The sequence below is a fragment of the Amycolatopsis solani genome, from assembly GCF_033441515.1.
In the GTDB taxonomy this organism is placed as follows: domain Bacteria; phylum Actinomycetota; class Actinomycetes; order Mycobacteriales; family Pseudonocardiaceae; genus Amycolatopsis; species Amycolatopsis solani.
This window is the reverse complement of the sequence record NZ_JAWQJT010000001.1, coordinates 2741786-2757478: the sequence shown is the minus strand read 5'-3', so window position 1 is coordinate 2757478 and position 15693 is coordinate 2741786. Positions and strand designations below refer to the sequence as shown.

Annotated in this window: 15 protein-coding genes; 6 read left to right on the top strand and 9 right to left on the bottom strand. The window is 71.4% G+C overall.

Annotated features, from left to right (window positions below):
* Nucleotides 1-125: 125 nt before the first annotated feature.
* Together SD460_RS13580 and SD460_RS13575 are read right to left on the bottom strand one after the other, a co-directional pair.
* Nucleotides 126-734 (bottom strand): alpha/beta hydrolase family protein, encoded by a 609-nt coding sequence (locus SD460_RS13580; protein ID WP_290049662.1) that lies wholly within the window; start codon nucleotides 732-734, stop codon nucleotides 126-128.
* Entirely contained in the window at nucleotides 731-1477 is a 747-nt protein-coding gene (locus SD460_RS13575; protein WP_290049663.1) for an SOS response-associated peptidase, read from the bottom strand. Before SD460_RS13575 ends, SD460_RS13580 begins: the two co-directional genes overlap by 4 nt.
* A 105-nt stretch (nucleotides 1478-1582) precedes the next feature.
* Between SD460_RS13575 and rsgA the strand changes: the two genes are divergently transcribed.
* From rsgA to SD460_RS13555, 4 genes are all read left to right on the top strand, one after another.
* Nucleotides 1583-2605, top strand: coding sequence for a ribosome small subunit-dependent GTPase A (gene rsgA, locus SD460_RS13570; protein WP_290049665.1), 1023 nt, complete (start codon nucleotides 1583-1585; stop codon nucleotides 2603-2605).
* Nucleotides 2606-2707: 102 nt separating this feature from the next.
* Nucleotides 2708-3595 carry an SCO4651 family lipoprotein gene (locus SD460_RS13565; RefSeq protein WP_290049667.1) on the top strand — a complete coding sequence of 296 codons (888 nt, stop codon included), beginning with the start codon at nucleotides 2708-2710 and terminating at the stop codon, nucleotides 3593-3595.
* A 70-nt stretch (nucleotides 3596-3665) separates the two neighbouring features.
* On the top strand, nucleotides 3666-4412 hold the full coding sequence (locus SD460_RS13560; protein ID WP_290049669.1) for an SCO4651 family lipoprotein: 747 nt from the start codon (nucleotides 3666-3668) through the stop codon (nucleotides 4410-4412).
* A 51-nt stretch (nucleotides 4413-4463) separates the two neighbouring features.
* Entirely contained in the window at nucleotides 4464-5333 is an 870-nt protein-coding gene (locus SD460_RS13555; protein ID WP_290049671.1) for an NAD-dependent epimerase/dehydratase family protein, read from the top strand.
* A 57-nt stretch (nucleotides 5334-5390) separates the two neighbouring features.
* Here the strand turns inward: SD460_RS13555 and SD460_RS13550 are convergent, their stop codons facing one another.
* Together SD460_RS13550 and SD460_RS13545 are read right to left on the bottom strand one after the other, a co-directional pair.
* The gene (locus SD460_RS13550) at nucleotides 5391-5882 is read right to left on the bottom strand and encodes a DUF6912 family protein (protein WP_318306207.1); all 492 of its coding nucleotides are present in this window, start codon (nucleotides 5880-5882) and stop codon (nucleotides 5391-5393) included.
* The gene (locus SD460_RS13545) at nucleotides 5879-7285 is read right to left on the bottom strand and encodes a WS/DGAT/MGAT family O-acyltransferase (RefSeq protein ID WP_290057273.1); all 1407 of its coding nucleotides are present in this window, start codon (nucleotides 7283-7285) and stop codon (nucleotides 5879-5881) included. The genes SD460_RS13550 and SD460_RS13545 overlap by 4 nt, the downstream gene beginning before the upstream one ends.
* 34 nt (nucleotides 7286-7319) lie before the next feature.
* On the opposite strand from SD460_RS13545, the gene SD460_RS13540 reads away from it, so the two are divergent.
* On the top strand, nucleotides 7320-8081 hold the full coding sequence (locus tag SD460_RS13540) for a TrmH family RNA methyltransferase (RefSeq protein WP_290057272.1): 762 nt from the start codon (nucleotides 7320-7322) through the stop codon (nucleotides 8079-8081).
* A gap of 4 nt (nucleotides 8082-8085) precedes the next feature.
* Here the strand turns inward: SD460_RS13540 and SD460_RS13535 are convergent, their stop codons facing one another.
* A complete protein-coding gene (locus SD460_RS13535) occupies nucleotides 8086-8460 on the bottom strand; it encodes an HAD-IA family hydrolase (protein ID WP_290057277.1) in 375 nt (124 codons plus the stop codon).
* Between the two features lie 187 nt (nucleotides 8461-8647).
* Here SD460_RS13535 and SD460_RS13530 point away from each other — a divergent pair, with 187 nt between their 5' ends.
* Entirely contained in the window at nucleotides 8648-9106 is a 459-nt protein-coding gene (locus SD460_RS13530; protein ID WP_290057271.1) for an Rv3235 family protein, read from the top strand.
* Nucleotides 9107-9166: 60 nt separating this feature from the next.
* Here the strand turns inward: SD460_RS13530 and SD460_RS13525 are convergent, their stop codons facing one another.
* From SD460_RS13525 to SD460_RS13510, 4 genes are all read right to left on the bottom strand, one after another.
* Nucleotides 9167-10369, bottom strand: a complete 1203-nt coding sequence (locus SD460_RS13525) for a cytochrome P450 (RefSeq protein ID WP_290057270.1) — start codon at nucleotides 10367-10369, stop codon at nucleotides 9167-9169.
* A gap of 67 nt (nucleotides 10370-10436) precedes the next feature.
* A complete protein-coding gene (gene secA, locus SD460_RS13520; RefSeq protein WP_290057269.1) occupies nucleotides 10437-13322 on the bottom strand; it encodes a preprotein translocase subunit SecA in 2886 nt (961 codons plus the stop codon).
* Between the two features lie 205 nt (nucleotides 13323-13527).
* A complete protein-coding gene (gene hpf, locus SD460_RS13515; RefSeq protein ID WP_290057268.1) occupies nucleotides 13528-14214 on the bottom strand; it encodes a ribosome hibernation-promoting factor, HPF/YfiA family in 687 nt (228 codons plus the stop codon).
* A gap of 706 nt (nucleotides 14215-14920) precedes the next feature.
* Complete coding sequence (locus SD460_RS13510; protein ID WP_438860633.1) at nucleotides 14921-15172, bottom strand: hypothetical protein; 252 nt, start codon at nucleotides 15170-15172, stop codon at nucleotides 14921-14923.
* Nucleotides 15173-15693 lie beyond the last annotated feature (521 nt).

Here is a 15693-nt window from a genome sequence, read left to right as displayed (position 1 = left end):
CGCCCCAATGTGGCGTTCGGTGCGTCAGACGCACCCAATGTGGCGTTCGGTGCGTCAGACGCACCCAATGTGGCGTTCGGTGCGTCCAGCGCACCCAATGCCACATTGGGGCGCTTGGGACCTGGTCAGGACAGCGGGCGCAGCACCCTGGAGAGCCACTCCGTCGCCGCTCGCGAGACGCTGTCCAGGTCCTTGCTCAGGCTGTGGTCGCCCTCGACCACCACGATCTCGTGGTGCGGCCCGGCCGAGGGTCGCCCGAACGGGTCGTTCTCGCCCTGGACCACCAGGACCGGGACCTCGACCGCGTCCAGTTCCGGCTGGCGCGTCTTCTCCGGCTTGCCCGGCGGGTGCTCCGGGAACGCCAGGCACAGCACCGCCACCGCCTGGCCCTGGGCGGCCGTCCGGCAGGCCACCCGTGCGCCCGACGAGCGGCCGCCGAATACGAACGGCAGGGCGTCGAAGCGCTCCGACAGCTCGTCCGCGATCGTCAGCCACGCCGTGTCCAGCTGGTTCGCCGGGGCCGGGGCCCGGCGGCCCGCCACCCGGTACGGCTGCTCCACCAGCGCCACGTGCACGCCGGCCGCCTGGGCCGCGCGCGTCACCGCCACCAGGTCCTTCGCGCCGAGGCCGCCGCCCGCGCCGTGGCCGAGCATCAGCACCGCCTCGCCCTCCTCGGCGCAGTGCAGGTAGGCCCGCGCGGGTCCGTAGGCGGTGTCGATCTCGAGGGCCGTCATGAGAAGAGGGTGCCCTCGTGGACCGGGTCGACCCGCTCCAGCAGCTCGGGCCCGTTGTTGCGGACGTTGTTGACCAGCGTCGAGATCGGCCGCAGCTCCAGCGACGAGACGATCTCGTCCGGCGTCGGGACCAGCAGGTCCTTGACGTCCTCGCGGTCCGGGTCCAGCCAGCCGTCCCAGTGCGACCTGGGCACGATCAGCGGCATCCGGTGGTGGACGTCGGTGAGCTGCCCCGCCGCGTCGGTCGTGATGATCGAGAACGTGATCAGCGGCGCCGCGTCCTTGTCGTCCTTCGGGTGCCAGCTCTCCCAGATCCCGCCGAACGCGATCGACGAGTCGTCCGGGGCCGTCATGTAGAACGGCTCCTTCTCCTTGCCGGTGCGGCGCCACTCGAACCAGCCGTCGGCGGGCACCAGGCAGCGGCGGGACACCAGCGCGCGGCGGAACGCGGGCTTCTCGGCGGCCGTCTCGGCGCGCGTGTTGATCATCCGCGAGCCGACCGACGGGTCCTTGGCCCAGAACGGCACCAGGCCCCACTTCATGATCCGCAGCGAGCGCTCGGCGGGCTCGTCCTCGAGGACGTGGCCGTCGGCGTCACGCGGGTGCCGCTGCACCACCGTGACGACGTTCTTCGTCGGCGCGACGTTGTGGTCGGCGCGCGCGTGACCCTCGGTGAGGTCGATCGCCTCGAACTCCTCGATCAGCTTCGCCGGGTCCTTCGTGGCGGCATAGCGGCCGCACATGAGCAACCTCCTAGCTCCGGGACGCCATCGTTACACGCAGGCCAGGGCCGTGGCGAGCGGCATGGGATCATTCGGGTGGGCACCGGCGCACGAGAGGACGAGGGTTTGGCGCGCAACGACTGGAGCAAGCTGGACGAGTCCGACGTCCGCGTGCGTCCGGGAAAGGGCACCCGGCCCCGCAGCAAGCGCCGTCCCGAGCACGCCGACGCCGTCAGCGCCATGGTCATCGGCAAGGACCGCGGCCGCTGGACCTGCGCGATCGACGCCGACCCCGAACGGGTGATCACCGCGATGCGGGCCCGCGAGATGGGCCGGACGCCGGTGGTCGTCGGCGACCGGGTCGGGATCGTCGGCGACGTCTCCGGCAAGCCCGACACCCTCGCGCGCATCATCCGCGTCGACGAGCGCACCAGCTCCCTGCTGCGCACGGCCGACGACACCGACCCGTACGAACGGCTGGTCGTCGCGAACGCCGAGCGCCTGCTGATCGTCACCGCGCTGGCCGACCCGCCGCCGCGCACCGGCTTCATCGACCGCTGCCTGGTCGCCTGCTACGCGGGCGGCGTCGAGCCGGTGCTGTGCCTGACCAAGGCCGACCTGGCCAGCCCGGACGAGCTGCTCGCGGGGTACGCGGGCCTCGACATCCCGGTGATCGTCAGCCGCTACGACGAGAAGCCCGAAGGCCTCGACGAGCTGCTGAAAGACCGCGTCACCGCGCTCGTCGGACACTCCGGTGTCGGCAAGTCGACATTGGTCAACCGCCTGGTCCCGGACGCCGACCTGGCCGTCGGCGTGGTGAGCGGGGTCGGCAAGGGGCGGCACACGTCCGTCGCGGCGGTGGCGCTGCCGCTCCCGGACGGCGGCTGGGTGATCGACACGCCCGGCGTGCGGTCGTTCGGGCTGGCCCACGTCACCGCGGACGACATCGTCGACGCCTTCGAGGAGTTCGCCGCGGCCGCCGAGGAGTGCCCGTCGGGCTGCGGGCACCTCGGGCCGCCCGAGGACCCGGGCTGCGCGCTCGACGACGTCGTCACCGAAGGCACGGCGCTGCCCGAACGGCTCGCGTCGCTGCGGCGCCTGCTGGCCTCCCGCGGCGGCCACGACGTGACCCGCCCCACAGAGGCCTGAGGCAACCGGGAACCGATCGCGGATCGTCACCGTCACATCGGTAACCATTCGCCCGTTCGGGCGATATGCCCAGCGGAAGATCCGAACTCTGAGGGGAATCAGATGCGCAAGACCACCCTGGTTGCGGCGGGCGCCGCGCTGGTGCTCACGCTGACGGCGTGCAGCGGCAACACCACCTCGGGCACCGCTGCCCCGGCCGGCGCGCAGTCGCAGTCCGGTGGCAGCAGCGGCCTCGCTTCGCCGTTCACCGACGCGTTCCAGCTGGCGTCGGCGTCGAAGCAGGGCACCGAGAAGTCCAAGTCGGCGAAGTTCACCATGGAGGGCTCCGCCGCGGGCCAGACCATGAGCGCCACCGGCGCGATGGCCTTCGACGGTGCGAACACGAAGTTCTCGATGACCAGCACCGCGGCCGGCCAGACCACCGAGATGCGCATGGTCGACCAGGTCATGTACATCAAGCTGCCCGCCGACCAGCAGGCGCAGATGGGCACCGACAAGTCGTGGGCCAAGATCTCGGCCGACGGCACCGACCCGATCTCGCAGGCGATGGGCAGCGCGCTGTCGCAGTCGGCGGAGCAGAGCGACCCGAGCAAGATCCTGGAGCAGGTCTCCAAGGCAGGCCGGATCGTCTCGTCCGACCAGACCGAGCTGAACGGCGTGCAGGTCAACCACTACAAGGTCGAGCTCGACGTGGCCAAGGCCCTCGACCAGTTCACCGGTCAGGTCCCGGCCGCCGCGCGCGACCAGATCAACGAGAAGCTCAAGGGCAAGGACCTCAAGATCCCGGCCGAGCTGTGGCTGGACAAGGACAACCTGCCGGTGCAGGTCACCATGGACCAGGGCGCGATGATGCAGGCCATGGGCGCGCCGGCCGGCGACGCGAAGTTCACGATGAAGTACAGCGACTGGGGCACCCAGGTCGACGTGGCGGCCCCGCCGGCCGAGCAGGTCGTCGACCTCGGCGAGCTGATGAAGAAGGCCGGTCGCTGACCGGAAAACTCTGAGTAGCGGCGGCTCCCCCGAACGGGTTCGGGGGAGCCGCTGTGTTTTTGTTGGCGCCATGCGCAAAGCCGCCGTCGTGCTGCTGTTCGTCCTGCTCACCGGGTGCTCGACCCCGTCGTCCCCACCCGCGTTCACGGACGCGCGGGCGCTGGCCGACGCCGCGACGACGGCCACCACGACCGGCGGCTCGGCGAAGTTCGCCACGGACGTCGCCGTCGGCTCAGTCCGGTCCAAGGGCCAGGGCCAGGCGCGCTTCGGCGCCGGCGGGATGTCCCAGGTGATGACGACCGACTTCATCGGCGAGCCGATGGAGCTGCGGCTGCTGGCCGGCAAGCTGTACGCGAAGGTGCCGGAGGGCTCGCGCGACGAGGTCGGCGCGGGGAAGCCGTGGGTGCTGGTCGCCGCGGACGGCAGCGACCCGTTCTCCCAGGTCCTCGGCGGCAGCCTGACGCAGCTGGCGGCGCAGAACGACCCGGCGCACACGCTGGGGGAAATCCGGACGGCGGGCACGATCGTGTCGTCCGAGCGCACGCAGCTGGACGGCGTCGCGGCGGAGCACTACCGCGTCGACCTGGACCTGGCCCGCCTGGGCCCGGACCTGCCCGCGGGCCTGCCCCCGGAGTCCGCGGGGCGGCTCGGCAAGTTCCCGGTGGAGCTGTGGCTCGACGACGCGCACCGGCCGGTGCAGATCGTGCTGGACCTGACGCCGATCCTGCAGGGCTCCGACGCGCGGATCACGACGCGCTATTCGGACTGGGGCACCCCGGTCGACGTCCAGCCGCCGCCCCCGGGCGAGGTCGGGTAGTCACGTTCCCGGCCGCCGTCTCGTCCGCTTCTCCGACGAAGGGAGAAGGACATGCGGGTGCTGGTGATCGGGGCGACGGGCGTACTGGGCAGGCCGGCGGTGACGCGGCTGCTCGCCCTGGGGCACGAGGTGAGCGCGTTGACCCGCTCGGCTTCCCGTGTTCCGGCCGGCGTGACGGCCGTCGCGGGTGATTTGTTTTCGGCCGATGCGCTGGTGACGGCCCTGCGCGGCCACGACGCGGTGATCAACCTGGCGACGCGGATCCCCCGGAAGGTGACCAGCAAGAAGGCGTGGGCCCCGAACGACCGGGTCCGGGTTTCGGGGAGCGCGGCCCTGGCGGCGGCGGTCCGGCGGGTCGAGGAGGTGCGGATCGTGGTCCAGGAGGGCATCTCGTTCGTGTACGCCGACGGCGGTGCGGCGCTGCTGACGGAGGACGCGCCCCTGCGGCCGCGCGGGGTGACGGCGTCTTCGGTGGTGGCGCATTCGAATGTGGCGGCGTTGACCGACCGGACGGTGGTGCGGCTGCGGATCGGCACCCTGCTGGGCCCGGATCCGATGACGGCGGCACTGCTGGCCGCGGCACGCCGGGGCGCGCCGTTGATCATGGGATCGCGCACGGATTGGACGACGGCGATCCATCCCACTGACGCGGCCGGGGCGGTGGTGGCGGCGTTGGACGCGCCTCCGGGGGTTTACAACGTGGGCGCGCCGGCGGTGGTGAAGGGCGAGCTGGGCGCGGCGATGGCCGCGGCGGCGGGGGTGCGGCGGGCACGGGCGCTGCCGAAGTGGCTCGTGTCGCGGATCCCGCTGGCGGAGCCGATGGGGCGCTCGCAGCGGGTCGATTCGAAGAAGCTGATGGCGGCGACGGGGTGGAAGTGCGAACGCCCGGTGCCGGGCCCGGACTGGTTCACCGACGACTGAGCGGCGGCGCCCTTACCAGAGCTCAGTTGTCCACAGGTGAACCCACCTGTGGACAACTCAGAGCAGCTCCAGCAAGAACGGCAGTTCCTGCGGCGCGTACCAAGCCAGCTCGTGGTCCTCGGCATCGCCCAAAGTGAACTCCGCGTCCGGGTCGCCCAGGTCCGCCGCGTCGATCACCGCCGCGGCGGCCGTCACCGCTTCGGCCGCTTCGGGTGCGTCCACGTGGATCGCCGCCACCGCCTTCAGCGGGATCGGGCCGCCGATGCGGACGACCGGGGCGTCCAGGTCGGGCCGCAGGGTCACGCCCTCGACGTCCGCCGAAATCACCACCCGGCGCGGTTCACCCTTCTCCTCCGCGGCGATCAGGCGCAGCGAGGCGCGGGCCGCGTCCAGCAGGGCCGCGTACTCCAGCTCCTCGTCGGACCCGCTCACGTACGCCTCGCGCAACGCCGGCGTCAGCGCGAACGCCGTTCCGCTGCGGGCGCGGAACTCCCCCGAGGACTCGAGGTCGCGAAGCATCGCGATGGTCGCAGGCAGATAGACCCTCACCAGTGCGCACCCTTCAGCTCTTCCAAGGATTCTTCGATCATCCCGGCCAGCAGGTCGACGTCGAACGCGGCCTTGCGGTCGCCGTTCAGTCCGAAGTAGACGCCGCCGTGGTAGGACGTCACCCCGATCGCCAGCGCCTGGGTGCGCATCAGCGGCATCACCGGGAACATCTCGACCAGTCTGGCCTCTCCCGCGTACATCGGCACCTGCGGGCCCGGCGAGTTGGTCACCATGACGTTGAAGATGCGCCCCGACAGCGACCCCGCCGCGCGCGCCCCCAGGGAGTGGAGGGTAGCCGGGGCGAAGCCGCCGACCTTGAGCAGCCCGCGCGCCGCCACCGAGCGGCCCGAGTCCAGGTGCTCGGCCATCGCGTGGCCGATGTGCTGCAGGCGCAGCACCGGGTTCGGCTCGCCGACCGGCAGGTCCACCAGGTACGCGGCCACCTGGTTGCCGAGCAGCGCCGGTGTCGAGAACTCGGCCGTCTCCTCGTCGCGGACCGCCAGCGGCACCAGCGCGCGGATCGTCGTGTGCGGGGTCAGCGGTTCCTCGCGCGAAAGCAGCCATTCGCGCAGCGCGCCGGTGATGGCCGCGAGGACGACGTCGTTGACCGTGCCGCCGTGCGCCGCGCGGATCTTGCGGAAGTCCTCCAGCCGCGTCCGGACCACGGAGAACACGCGGCCGCCGGACACGCGGACGTTCAGCGGGCCGGTCGGCGCCGGCCGCACCAGCGTGCGCAGCGTCGACGCCACGCCGCCGACCGTCTCGGCGAACTTGCCCGCCGCCGCGAACGCGTCGTTCGCCGCCGAGCGGACGTTCTCCACGACCTCGCCCGGGCGCTGGACGCCCTCGCTGACCGCGTCCAGCACCAGCTGCGTGCGGCTCGGCTCGCGCCGCGGGGTCCAGATGTCCTCGAACGGTTCCGGCTCGGCCGGCGTCGGGTCGAGGATGAGCTGACCGAGCTCGATCGTGCCGACACCGTCCACAACGGACTGGTGGGTCTTCGTCACCAGCGCGACGCGGTCGCCGGCCAGCCCCTCGATGAAGTACGCCTCCCAGAGCGGCCGCTCCGGCGCCAGCCGCCGCGACATCAGCCGCGCGACCAGGTCGAACAGCTGCTCGTCGCTGCCCGGCTGGGGCAGCGCCGAGCGCCGGACGTGGTAGTTCAGGTCGAAGTCGACGTCGTCCACCCAGACCGGCCGCGCCAGGTGGCCCGGCACCTCCAGCACGCGCTGCCGGTACCGCGGCAGGTAGGCCAGCCGCGCGCCGACGAGGTCCAGCAGCTGCGCGTAGCTGAACCCGGACCGCGGCCGCTCGAAGATCGCCACCCCGCCGACGTGCATCGGTGTCGCGTGGTCCTCGACGTACAGGAACGAGGCGTCCAGCGCGGAAAGGCGGTCGGGCATGAGCCGATCCTTACACAGTGCGAGACTGCCGGGTGTGGGTGATGAGTCGACGATCTCGCCGAAAGACCGCTTTCTGACCGTCTACGGCCGCAAGCCGGTGCTCGAGGCGCTGGCGGACGACGGCCTGCGCGTGGACAAGGTGATCCTCGCCGACACCGCCCGCGGCCCCGGCGCGGCCGAGATCCAGCGCGCGGCCAAGGAGGCCGGCGTCGCCGTGCAGCGCGCCAGCGCGCACCGGGTCAAGGTGCTCGCCGGCAACGGCAAGCAGGACCAAGGCGTGCTCGCCGACGTCGTCGCGCCGCGGATGCGCGCGCTTTCCGCGGCGCTGGAGGACCGGCGGCCGCCGTCGCGGGTGCTGCTGCTGGACGGCATCACCACGCCCGCGAACGTCGGCATGATCCTGCGGACCGCGACCGCCGCCGGGCTCGAGGGCGTGATCGTGCCGCGCCGCGGCGTCGCGGCGCTGGACCCGCTGGTGGTCAAGGCTTCGGCCGGGGTCGCGTTCCGCGCCCCGGTGCTGCGCTGCGGCTCGGCGCGCGAAGCGGCGGAGCTGCTCACCGAAGCGGGCTACTCGCTTTACGCGCTGAGCGCTTCGGCGCGCACCACGGTGTTCGACGTCGACCTGCCGCAGCGCGCGGCGTTCGTCCTCGGTGGCGAGACGGCCGGCGTCGGCGGGGAAGTCGGCGAACTCGTCACGGAATGGGTGTCGATTCCCATGCCCGGTGACGTCGAGTCGCTGAACGTCTCGGCCGCCGCGGCGGTCTTGTCATTCGAATTGGTGCGCCGCGCCCGCTGACTACTCAGCCGTCCGGGAACAACACGTTCAGTTCGGTGAGTGTCTCTTCGACCGACCGGTGGTGCACGCCGACCATGCCCGCCTGGACGGCGCCGCGGATGTTCGTCGCGGAGTCGTCGACGAACGCGCAGCGCACGGCGGGCAGCCCGAGCCGGTCCGCCGCGATCAGGTAGACCGCCGGGTCCGGCTTGGCCACGCCGACCTCGCCGGAAAACACCAGTGCGTCGAAATAGTCGAACATCGTGTTCTTGACCTCGGCCGACGCCCCGGGGGCGTTCGACAGGAGCGCGGTGCGGACGCCTCGCTCGCGCGCGGCCGCCAGGTAGTCGTAGAACCGGCCGGCGTCGGGGTCGGTGAGAACTCCGGCGAAATCGACCAATAGCCCTTTCAGCACCCGGCACACCATAGCCGGGCGGCCAGGCGCTGTCTCGCATAGCGCAACACTGCCGGGGATTGCTTCGCTTCGGCGGATCTCGCCCGGATTGTGCGATTCCCGTCGCCTTTCCGGCCCGTTCCCGCCTCTAAGCGGCGGAGGTGGGGAAATGCCGAGTCCAGGAGGGGACGAAATGATCGAGGAACACCGCCTGCGCACACTCATCCACTGCGAGGCGGCCGGGAGGGCGGACTCGCCGCCGTCGGTGACGCCGCTGGAGCACCGTCGCGGCGGGGTCCGGTGCCCGGCGCCCCGGCAGCTCGAAGCGGACGAGGTGGGCCGCGTGCTGAGCATGCTGCTGGAGGCCTACGACGGCCGTCGCCCGGCGGCGCAGGTCCGCGCGCTGGTGGCACCGGAGGTGTACGCGGGTTTCAGCGGTCCCAGCCGGACCCGGCCCCGGCACCGGACGCGGACGATCCACACGTGCACCCCGGCCCCGGACGTGATCGAGGCGTGCGCGCGGGTCGAGGCGGACGGCCGGTCGTTCGCACTGGCGGCCCGGTTCACACGCACGCCGACGGGGTGGCGATGCGTGCGCTTCGCCCTCCTGAAGCCGCAGCGCCCGGGCCGGCCACTGCGACGAGCGGCGTAGGAGGTCGTGAGTGATAAGTCGGGTTAGAACCCGACTTATCACTCACGAGCCGGGGTGGGCTCAGCGTGCGACCGGGAGCGTGGCCAGGCCGCGCAGGGTGGTTGTCGGGTTCCACTCCGGACTTCCGGCCAGTCGCAGGTCCGGGAGCCGCCGGGCCAGCTCGCGGAACACGATGCGGCCCTCCAGCCGCGCCAGCGGCGCGCCCAGGCAGAAGTGGATCCCCTGGCCGAACGCCAGGTGCCGGGCGGCGGGCCGGGCCGGGTCGAACTCGTCCGGGTCCGGGCTCGCCGCCGGGTCGCGGTTGGCCGCGCCGAGCACGACGACCACCTGGCTGCCCGCCGGGACCGGCACCGCGCCGAGCGCCGTGTCGCGCAGGGCCGTGCGCGCGGTCAGCTGGACCGGCGAGTCGTAGCGCAGCACCTCCTCCACCACGCGGTCCGGCGCGTCCGCCGCCGCGCGGAGGCCGTGCGGATGGTGCAAGAGCGCCAGCACGCCGTTGCCGATCAGGTTCGTCGTGGTCTCGTGGCCGGCGATCAGCAACAGCGTGAGCGTCACCAGGAGTTCGCCCTCGGTGAGCACGTCCCCCGCGTCGGAGACCGCGACCAGCGCGGACAGCAGGTCCTCCCCCGGTTCGCGCCGGCGCCGAGCCGCCAGCTCGCGGAAGTAGCCGACGAACGACTGCCGCGCCCGGACCGCCGGTTCGACCGTCTCCGGGCGTTGCAGGAACGCCGGGTCCAGGGCCCTGGCCATCGCGTGCGACCACGCCGCGAACTGCTCGCGGTCGTCCAGTGGGACACCCAGCAGCTCGGCGATCACCTCGACCGGCAACGGCTTCGCGAGCGACGTCATCAGGTCGAACTCGCCGCGGGCGCGCTCGAGCGACTCCGCCGTGAGCGCCTCGATCCGCGGCGTCAGCTGAGCCACCATCCGGGGCGTGAACGCCTTCGCGACCAGCCGCCGCAGCCGCGTGTGGTCGGGCGGGTTCAGCGAGAGGAACGCCCGGACCACGCGTCCTGACTCGTCGACCGGCTGGTCCGGGCGGCGGTCCGCCGGATCCAGGTACTCGGGTTCCGGGTGCCCGAAAGCCGGGTCGCGCAGCACCTGCGTGGCTTCGGCGAGACCGCTGACCGCGAACATCCCCGCCGCCAGCTCCGCGACCGGCCGTCGCTCACGCCACCGCCGGTAGTGCGGGTACGGATCCGGCCGCCGCTCGGGCGCGAACAGCGCGAAGAACTCCTGCGGATCAGCCGCGACCTGCGTCATGAGACCCCCCGTTCACGACACCGGGGGCGCGTGGCCGAGCCACGCGCCCCCGGGTGCCTGCCCCACGTCAGCGACGCGGGCCCTTCTTGCCCTTCTTCTGCGCGTCGCGCTGCGCGGCGCGGCGATCCCGGCGGGTTCCCCCGCCACCACCGCCCGCGGCCTGCGCGCCGCCCTCGGCGTGGGACTCGACCTCGCCGTCCTCGCCCGGGCCGGACAGCGTCACGCCCGACGGCTGGCCACCGCCGCCGAGGCCCTTGCCGCGCAGCGCGGCCGGGACGGACTCGGTGTCGGTCGTCGGCGGCTGCGGCGGCGCCGGCCGCGCGTGCCGTCCTTCGGACGCCTGGCCGTTGCCGGAAGCGACGCCCGTCGGCAGCGCCGAGGCTTCCTCCGCCGGCGGGGCTTCGGCGCGCTCGACCTGCAGGTTGAACAGGAAGCCGACGGCCTCCTCCTTCAGCGAGTCGAGCATCGCGCGGAACATGTCGAAGCCCTCGCGCTGGTACTCGATCAGCGGGTCGCGCTGCGCGAGCGCCCGCATGCCGATGCCCTGCTTGAGGTAGTCCATTTCGTACAGGTGCTCGCGCCACTTGCGGTCGAGGACCGTCAGCATCACCTGGTGCTCCAGGGTCCGCATGCCGTCCGGGCCGACGAGCGCGTTGATCTCCGCTTCGCGCTTGTCGTAGGCGTTGCGGGCGTCCTGCAGCAGCGCCTCGCGCAGGCCCTGCGCGTCCAGATCACCGTCGTCGACGAGGTCGTCCCAGTCGATGCTGACCGGGTAGAGCTGCTTCAGCGCCGTCCACAGCTTCTCGTGGTCCCAGTCCTCGGCGTAGCCGTTGGCCGTCGCACCGTCCACATAGGCGTTGACGACGTCCTCGAGCATGCCCTCGATCTGGTCGCGCAGGTTCTCGCCGGCCAGCACGCGGTGGCGCTCGGCGTAGATCACCTTGCGCTGCTCGTTCATGACCTCGTCGTACTTGAGGACGTCCTTGCGCTGCTCCATGTTGATCTGCTCGACCTGGGTCTGCGCGCTCTTGATGGCCTTGGAGACCATCTTGTGCTCGATCGGCACGTCGTCGGGCAGCCGCATGGTCGTCATCACGCGCTCGACCATGGTCGCGTTGAAGCGGCGCATGAGCTCGTCACCGAGCGAGAGGTAGAAGCGGGACTCGCCGGGGTCGCCCTGGCGGCCGGAACGACCGCGCAGCTGGTTGTCGATGCGGCGCGACTCGTGCCGCTCGGTGCCCAGGACGTACAGGCCGCCGGCCTCGCGGACCTCTTCGGCCTCGGCCTTCGACTCCGCCTTGACCTGCTCCAGGACCTCGGGCCACGCGGCCTCGTACTCCTCGGAGTGCTCGACCGGGTCCAGGCCCCGCTCCCGCAGCACCTGGTCGGCGATGAGGTCGGGGTTGCCGCCCAGCACGATGTCGGTACCGCGGCCTGCCATGTTCGTGGCGACCGTGACGGCGCCCTTCTGGCCCGCGCGCGCGACGATCAGCGCTTCCCGGTCGTGGTGCTTCGCGTTCAGCACCTCGTGCGGCACGCTCAGCTTCACCAGCAGCTTCGACAGGTGCTCGGACTTCTCGACGCTGGTCGTGCCGACCAGGACCGGCTGGCCCTTCTCGTGCCGCTCGGCGATGTCCTCGGCGACGGCCTCGAACTTGGCCTGCTCGGTCTTGTAGATCAGGTCGGGCTGGTCGGCGCGGACCATCGGCCGGTTCGTCGGGATCGGCACCACACCCAGCTTGTAGGTCTGGTGGAACTCGGCGGCCTCGGTCTCGGCCGTACCGGTCATGCCGGACAGCTTGTCGTAGAGGCGGAAGTAGTTCTGCAGCGTGATCGTCGCGAGCGTCTGGTTCTCGGCCTTGATCTCGACCTTTTCCTTGGCCTCGATCGCCTGGTGCATGCCCTCGTTGTAGCGGCGGCCGACCAGGATGCGCCCGGTGAACTCGTCGACGATCATGACTTCGCCGTTGCGGACGATGTAGTCCTTGTCCTTGTGGAAGAGCTCCTGGACCTTCAGCGCGTTGTTCAGGTAGCCGACCAGCGGGGTGTTCGCGGCCTCGTAGAGGTTCTCGATGCCGAGCTGGTCCTCGACGAACCGGACGCCCTTCTCGGTGACGGCGACGGTGCGCTTCCGCTGGTCGACCTCGTAGTGGTACTTCGAGTTGATCAGGTTCGTCTTCTCGGTGCGCTCGCGCGAGCCCATCGTGGTGGTGTCGATGCCCTGCATCAGCGGCGCGAGCCGGGCGAACTCGACGTACCAGCGCGACGACTGGTCCGCCGGGCCCGAGATGATCAGCGGCGTCCGCGCCTCGTCGATGAGGATCGAGTCCACCTCGTCGACGACGGCGAAGTGGTGCCCGCGCTGCACGCAGTCGTCGAGGCTCCAAGCCATGTTGTCGCGCAGGTAGTCGAAGCCGAACTCGTTGTTCGTGCCGTAGGTGATGTCGGCGTTGTACTGCGCGCGCCGGACGTCCGGCTGCTGCTCGGACAGGATCACGCCGACCTCGAGGCCGAGGAACCGGTGGATGCGGCCCATCCACTCCGAGTCGCGCTTGGCCAGGTAGTCGTTCGTCGTGACGACGTGGACGCCCTTGCCGGGGATGGCGTTGAGGTAGGCCGGGAGGACGCAGGTGAGCGTCTTGCCCTCACCGGTCTTCATCTCGGCGACCTGACCCAGGTGCAGGGCGGCGCCGCCCATCAGCTGAACGTCGAAGTGACGCTGGCCGAGTACCCGCTTGGCCGCCTCCCGGACGACCGCGAAGGCCTCCGGCAGCAGTTCGTCGAGGGACTCGCCGTCGCTGTTCCGCTTGCGGAACTCCTCGGTCTTGGCCCGCAGCTCGGCGTCGGTCAGGTCCTTGACGTCGTCTTCGAGGGTGTTGATGTGATCGGCGATGTTGCGCAGCCGCTTCACCATCTTGCCCTCACCCGCGCGGAGCAGGCGGTTCAGCACCATCCGGTCGACCTCACTAGCTGATCAAGAGTGCGCCCGGGCCGGTCCCGGGCAGGTTTTCCCGCGGCGGCCGCCGTGGTCGGCGCCACCTTCCCACCCCATCGTAGGGAACAGGGGCCGCCGTGTGCACACGCCGTAGGTCCTGACATGCGGAGGGCCCGCACGCGAGCGCGTGCGGGCCGTCCGCGAAGGCCTCCTTAGGACCGGCTCAGCCGAGCCGGATCACGCCGTAATCGAAGCCTTTCCGCCGGTAGACCACGCTGGGCCGGCCCGCTTCGGAGTCGTTGAAGAGGTAGAAGTCGTGGCCGACCAGTTCCATCTCGTAGAGAGCCTGGTCCACCGTCATGGGCTCCGCGGTGTGCTGCTTCTCGCGAACGACGCGACCGGGCTGGTGACCGAGGTCGTCGTCGGCCCAGCTCTGCTGCTGGGGCAGGTGTATCTCGTCGGCACTCGCGAAGCCGTTCGTCTGCGGCAGGGCTTCGGGTGCCTCCAACACCGCGGTACGCGCGGCGGGACTGGCTGCGGCCGGGGATCCACCACCGGGCAGCACCGAGGTCGCTTCGGCGACCGATTCCGGGCGGCTGCGCCCGTAGTGCACGCGCCTCCGGTCGTGTGTCCTCCGCAGCCGGTTTTCCAGCTTCGTGACTGCGGAATCGAGCGCTGCGTAGAAGTCGGCGGCACACGCTTCAGCGCGTACGGCCGGGCCACGTCCCTTTCCGGTGATTTCGACGCGCTGGCAGCTCTTGGCCTGGCGCCGGTTGGGTTCGTGGAACAGTTCCACGTCGTACCGGATGACTTTCCTGTCGTAGCGCTCGAGGCGGGCCAGCTTTTCGCTGACAAGTGCCCGATAGTGGTCGGGCACCTCCACGTTGCGGCCCTTAACGACGATGTCCATACACGACCTCCCTCGCTTCGATGACTGCGAGCTGTTGTGTTTTCACACGGCGCCGGTATTGCGGGGACGGAAGCCCGGATCGCGGGCCGAGAAGGAACTCGGGAACGGTTCACGACGTCTCGTGCCGGAAGCCCGAGCGCGGACTCAGCGCACCTCCGGCGCCAGGGACATGGGCTCGTCACCTCCCTGCCTGCGGGGATTGCTGATAGCGGAGCACGTTAGCTTCCTCACGCCCGTTGCAACAGCCCCCGAGCCGGGGGATGTCGAGGAATGAGACTCCGTCACCCCGCGCAGTGATCGCGGGATGAACACCAGAAAACACCCGCTGGTCGGACGCAGTGCACGGAGCGTGCTTTCACACGGACGGCGCAGCGCTTCCTCCAGGTGGACGCCGAGGGTGACGGCCACGTCCGGCGCAGCCGCCACCCCGGTGGAGTGGTGTGGCGGCCGAGTGGTCGTGATCGACTCCCTCATGCCCGGACAACGGGCGTCCGGGCGTTCGTGTTCCCGGCCGGTGTCACTCGTGTAGGTGACGGGCGGTTTCACCCAGGTGCGGTGTTCCTTTCGGGGAGAAGGGGCGCGGAACCGGTACCGCGCCGGACCGGGTTTCGTTGCCGGGCTTCGGGTGTGCGTTTTTCCCGCCGCGGTGCCATGGTGGGGTGCATGGACCTGCTGGACTCCGCGCCCGTGCACTCGGTCCGGGGAATCACCCGGCTGAGAGCAGGGTCAGGACGGCGGAGACCGTGACCCCGGCGGCGGCCAGTGCCCGTGTGCAGGCTGCCGCGGTGGCTCCGGTCGTGATGACGTCGTCCAGGACGACGACGAGGTAGCCCGGAGGTGGGCGGCCGGCTTCGCGGAACCGTAGTCGGCCGGCGAGGTTGGCGACCCGCTGTGCGCGGCCCAGGCCGACGGCGTCTCGGGCGCTGCCGGCGAGTTCCAGCGCTGGGGCGACTGCCACGTCGATGCCGTGGGCAGCGAGGGCCTGGGCTGCGGCGTTCGCGAGGCGCTCGATGTGGGGGCCGCCGCGTACCCGCGATGCCGAGGGGCGGCTTGGGGCCGGGACCAGGCAGATCGACCGCGGTGGAGTTGTGGGGGTGGTCGGGTTCGTGGGCTTGCGGACTTCGGGTGCGTCGGCGGACGGGGCGGCCACGCGGGTTGGGGGCGCGACTGCATCGGCGGGATGGCTGGCCACGGCGGACTCGCGGGCTGGGGAAGCCATCGCCTCGGCAGGACCGGGTGGGGCGGACCCGCTCGCCCAGGTCGGCTGGGCGGCGCCGGAGGCACTGGCGGGGTGGGCGACGCCAGCCCGGCGCGCGTGCTCAGGCAAGCCGGCCACGGCAGCGACCGCGGCGGCGGGACGGCAAGCCTGGGCGGGTTGGCAAGCCGAGGCGGGCTGGCGAACCTGGGCGGGCTGGCAAGCCGGAGCGGGCTGGCGAGCCGAGGACGCAACCGCATCGGCGGGCAGGGTGGCCACGCGAG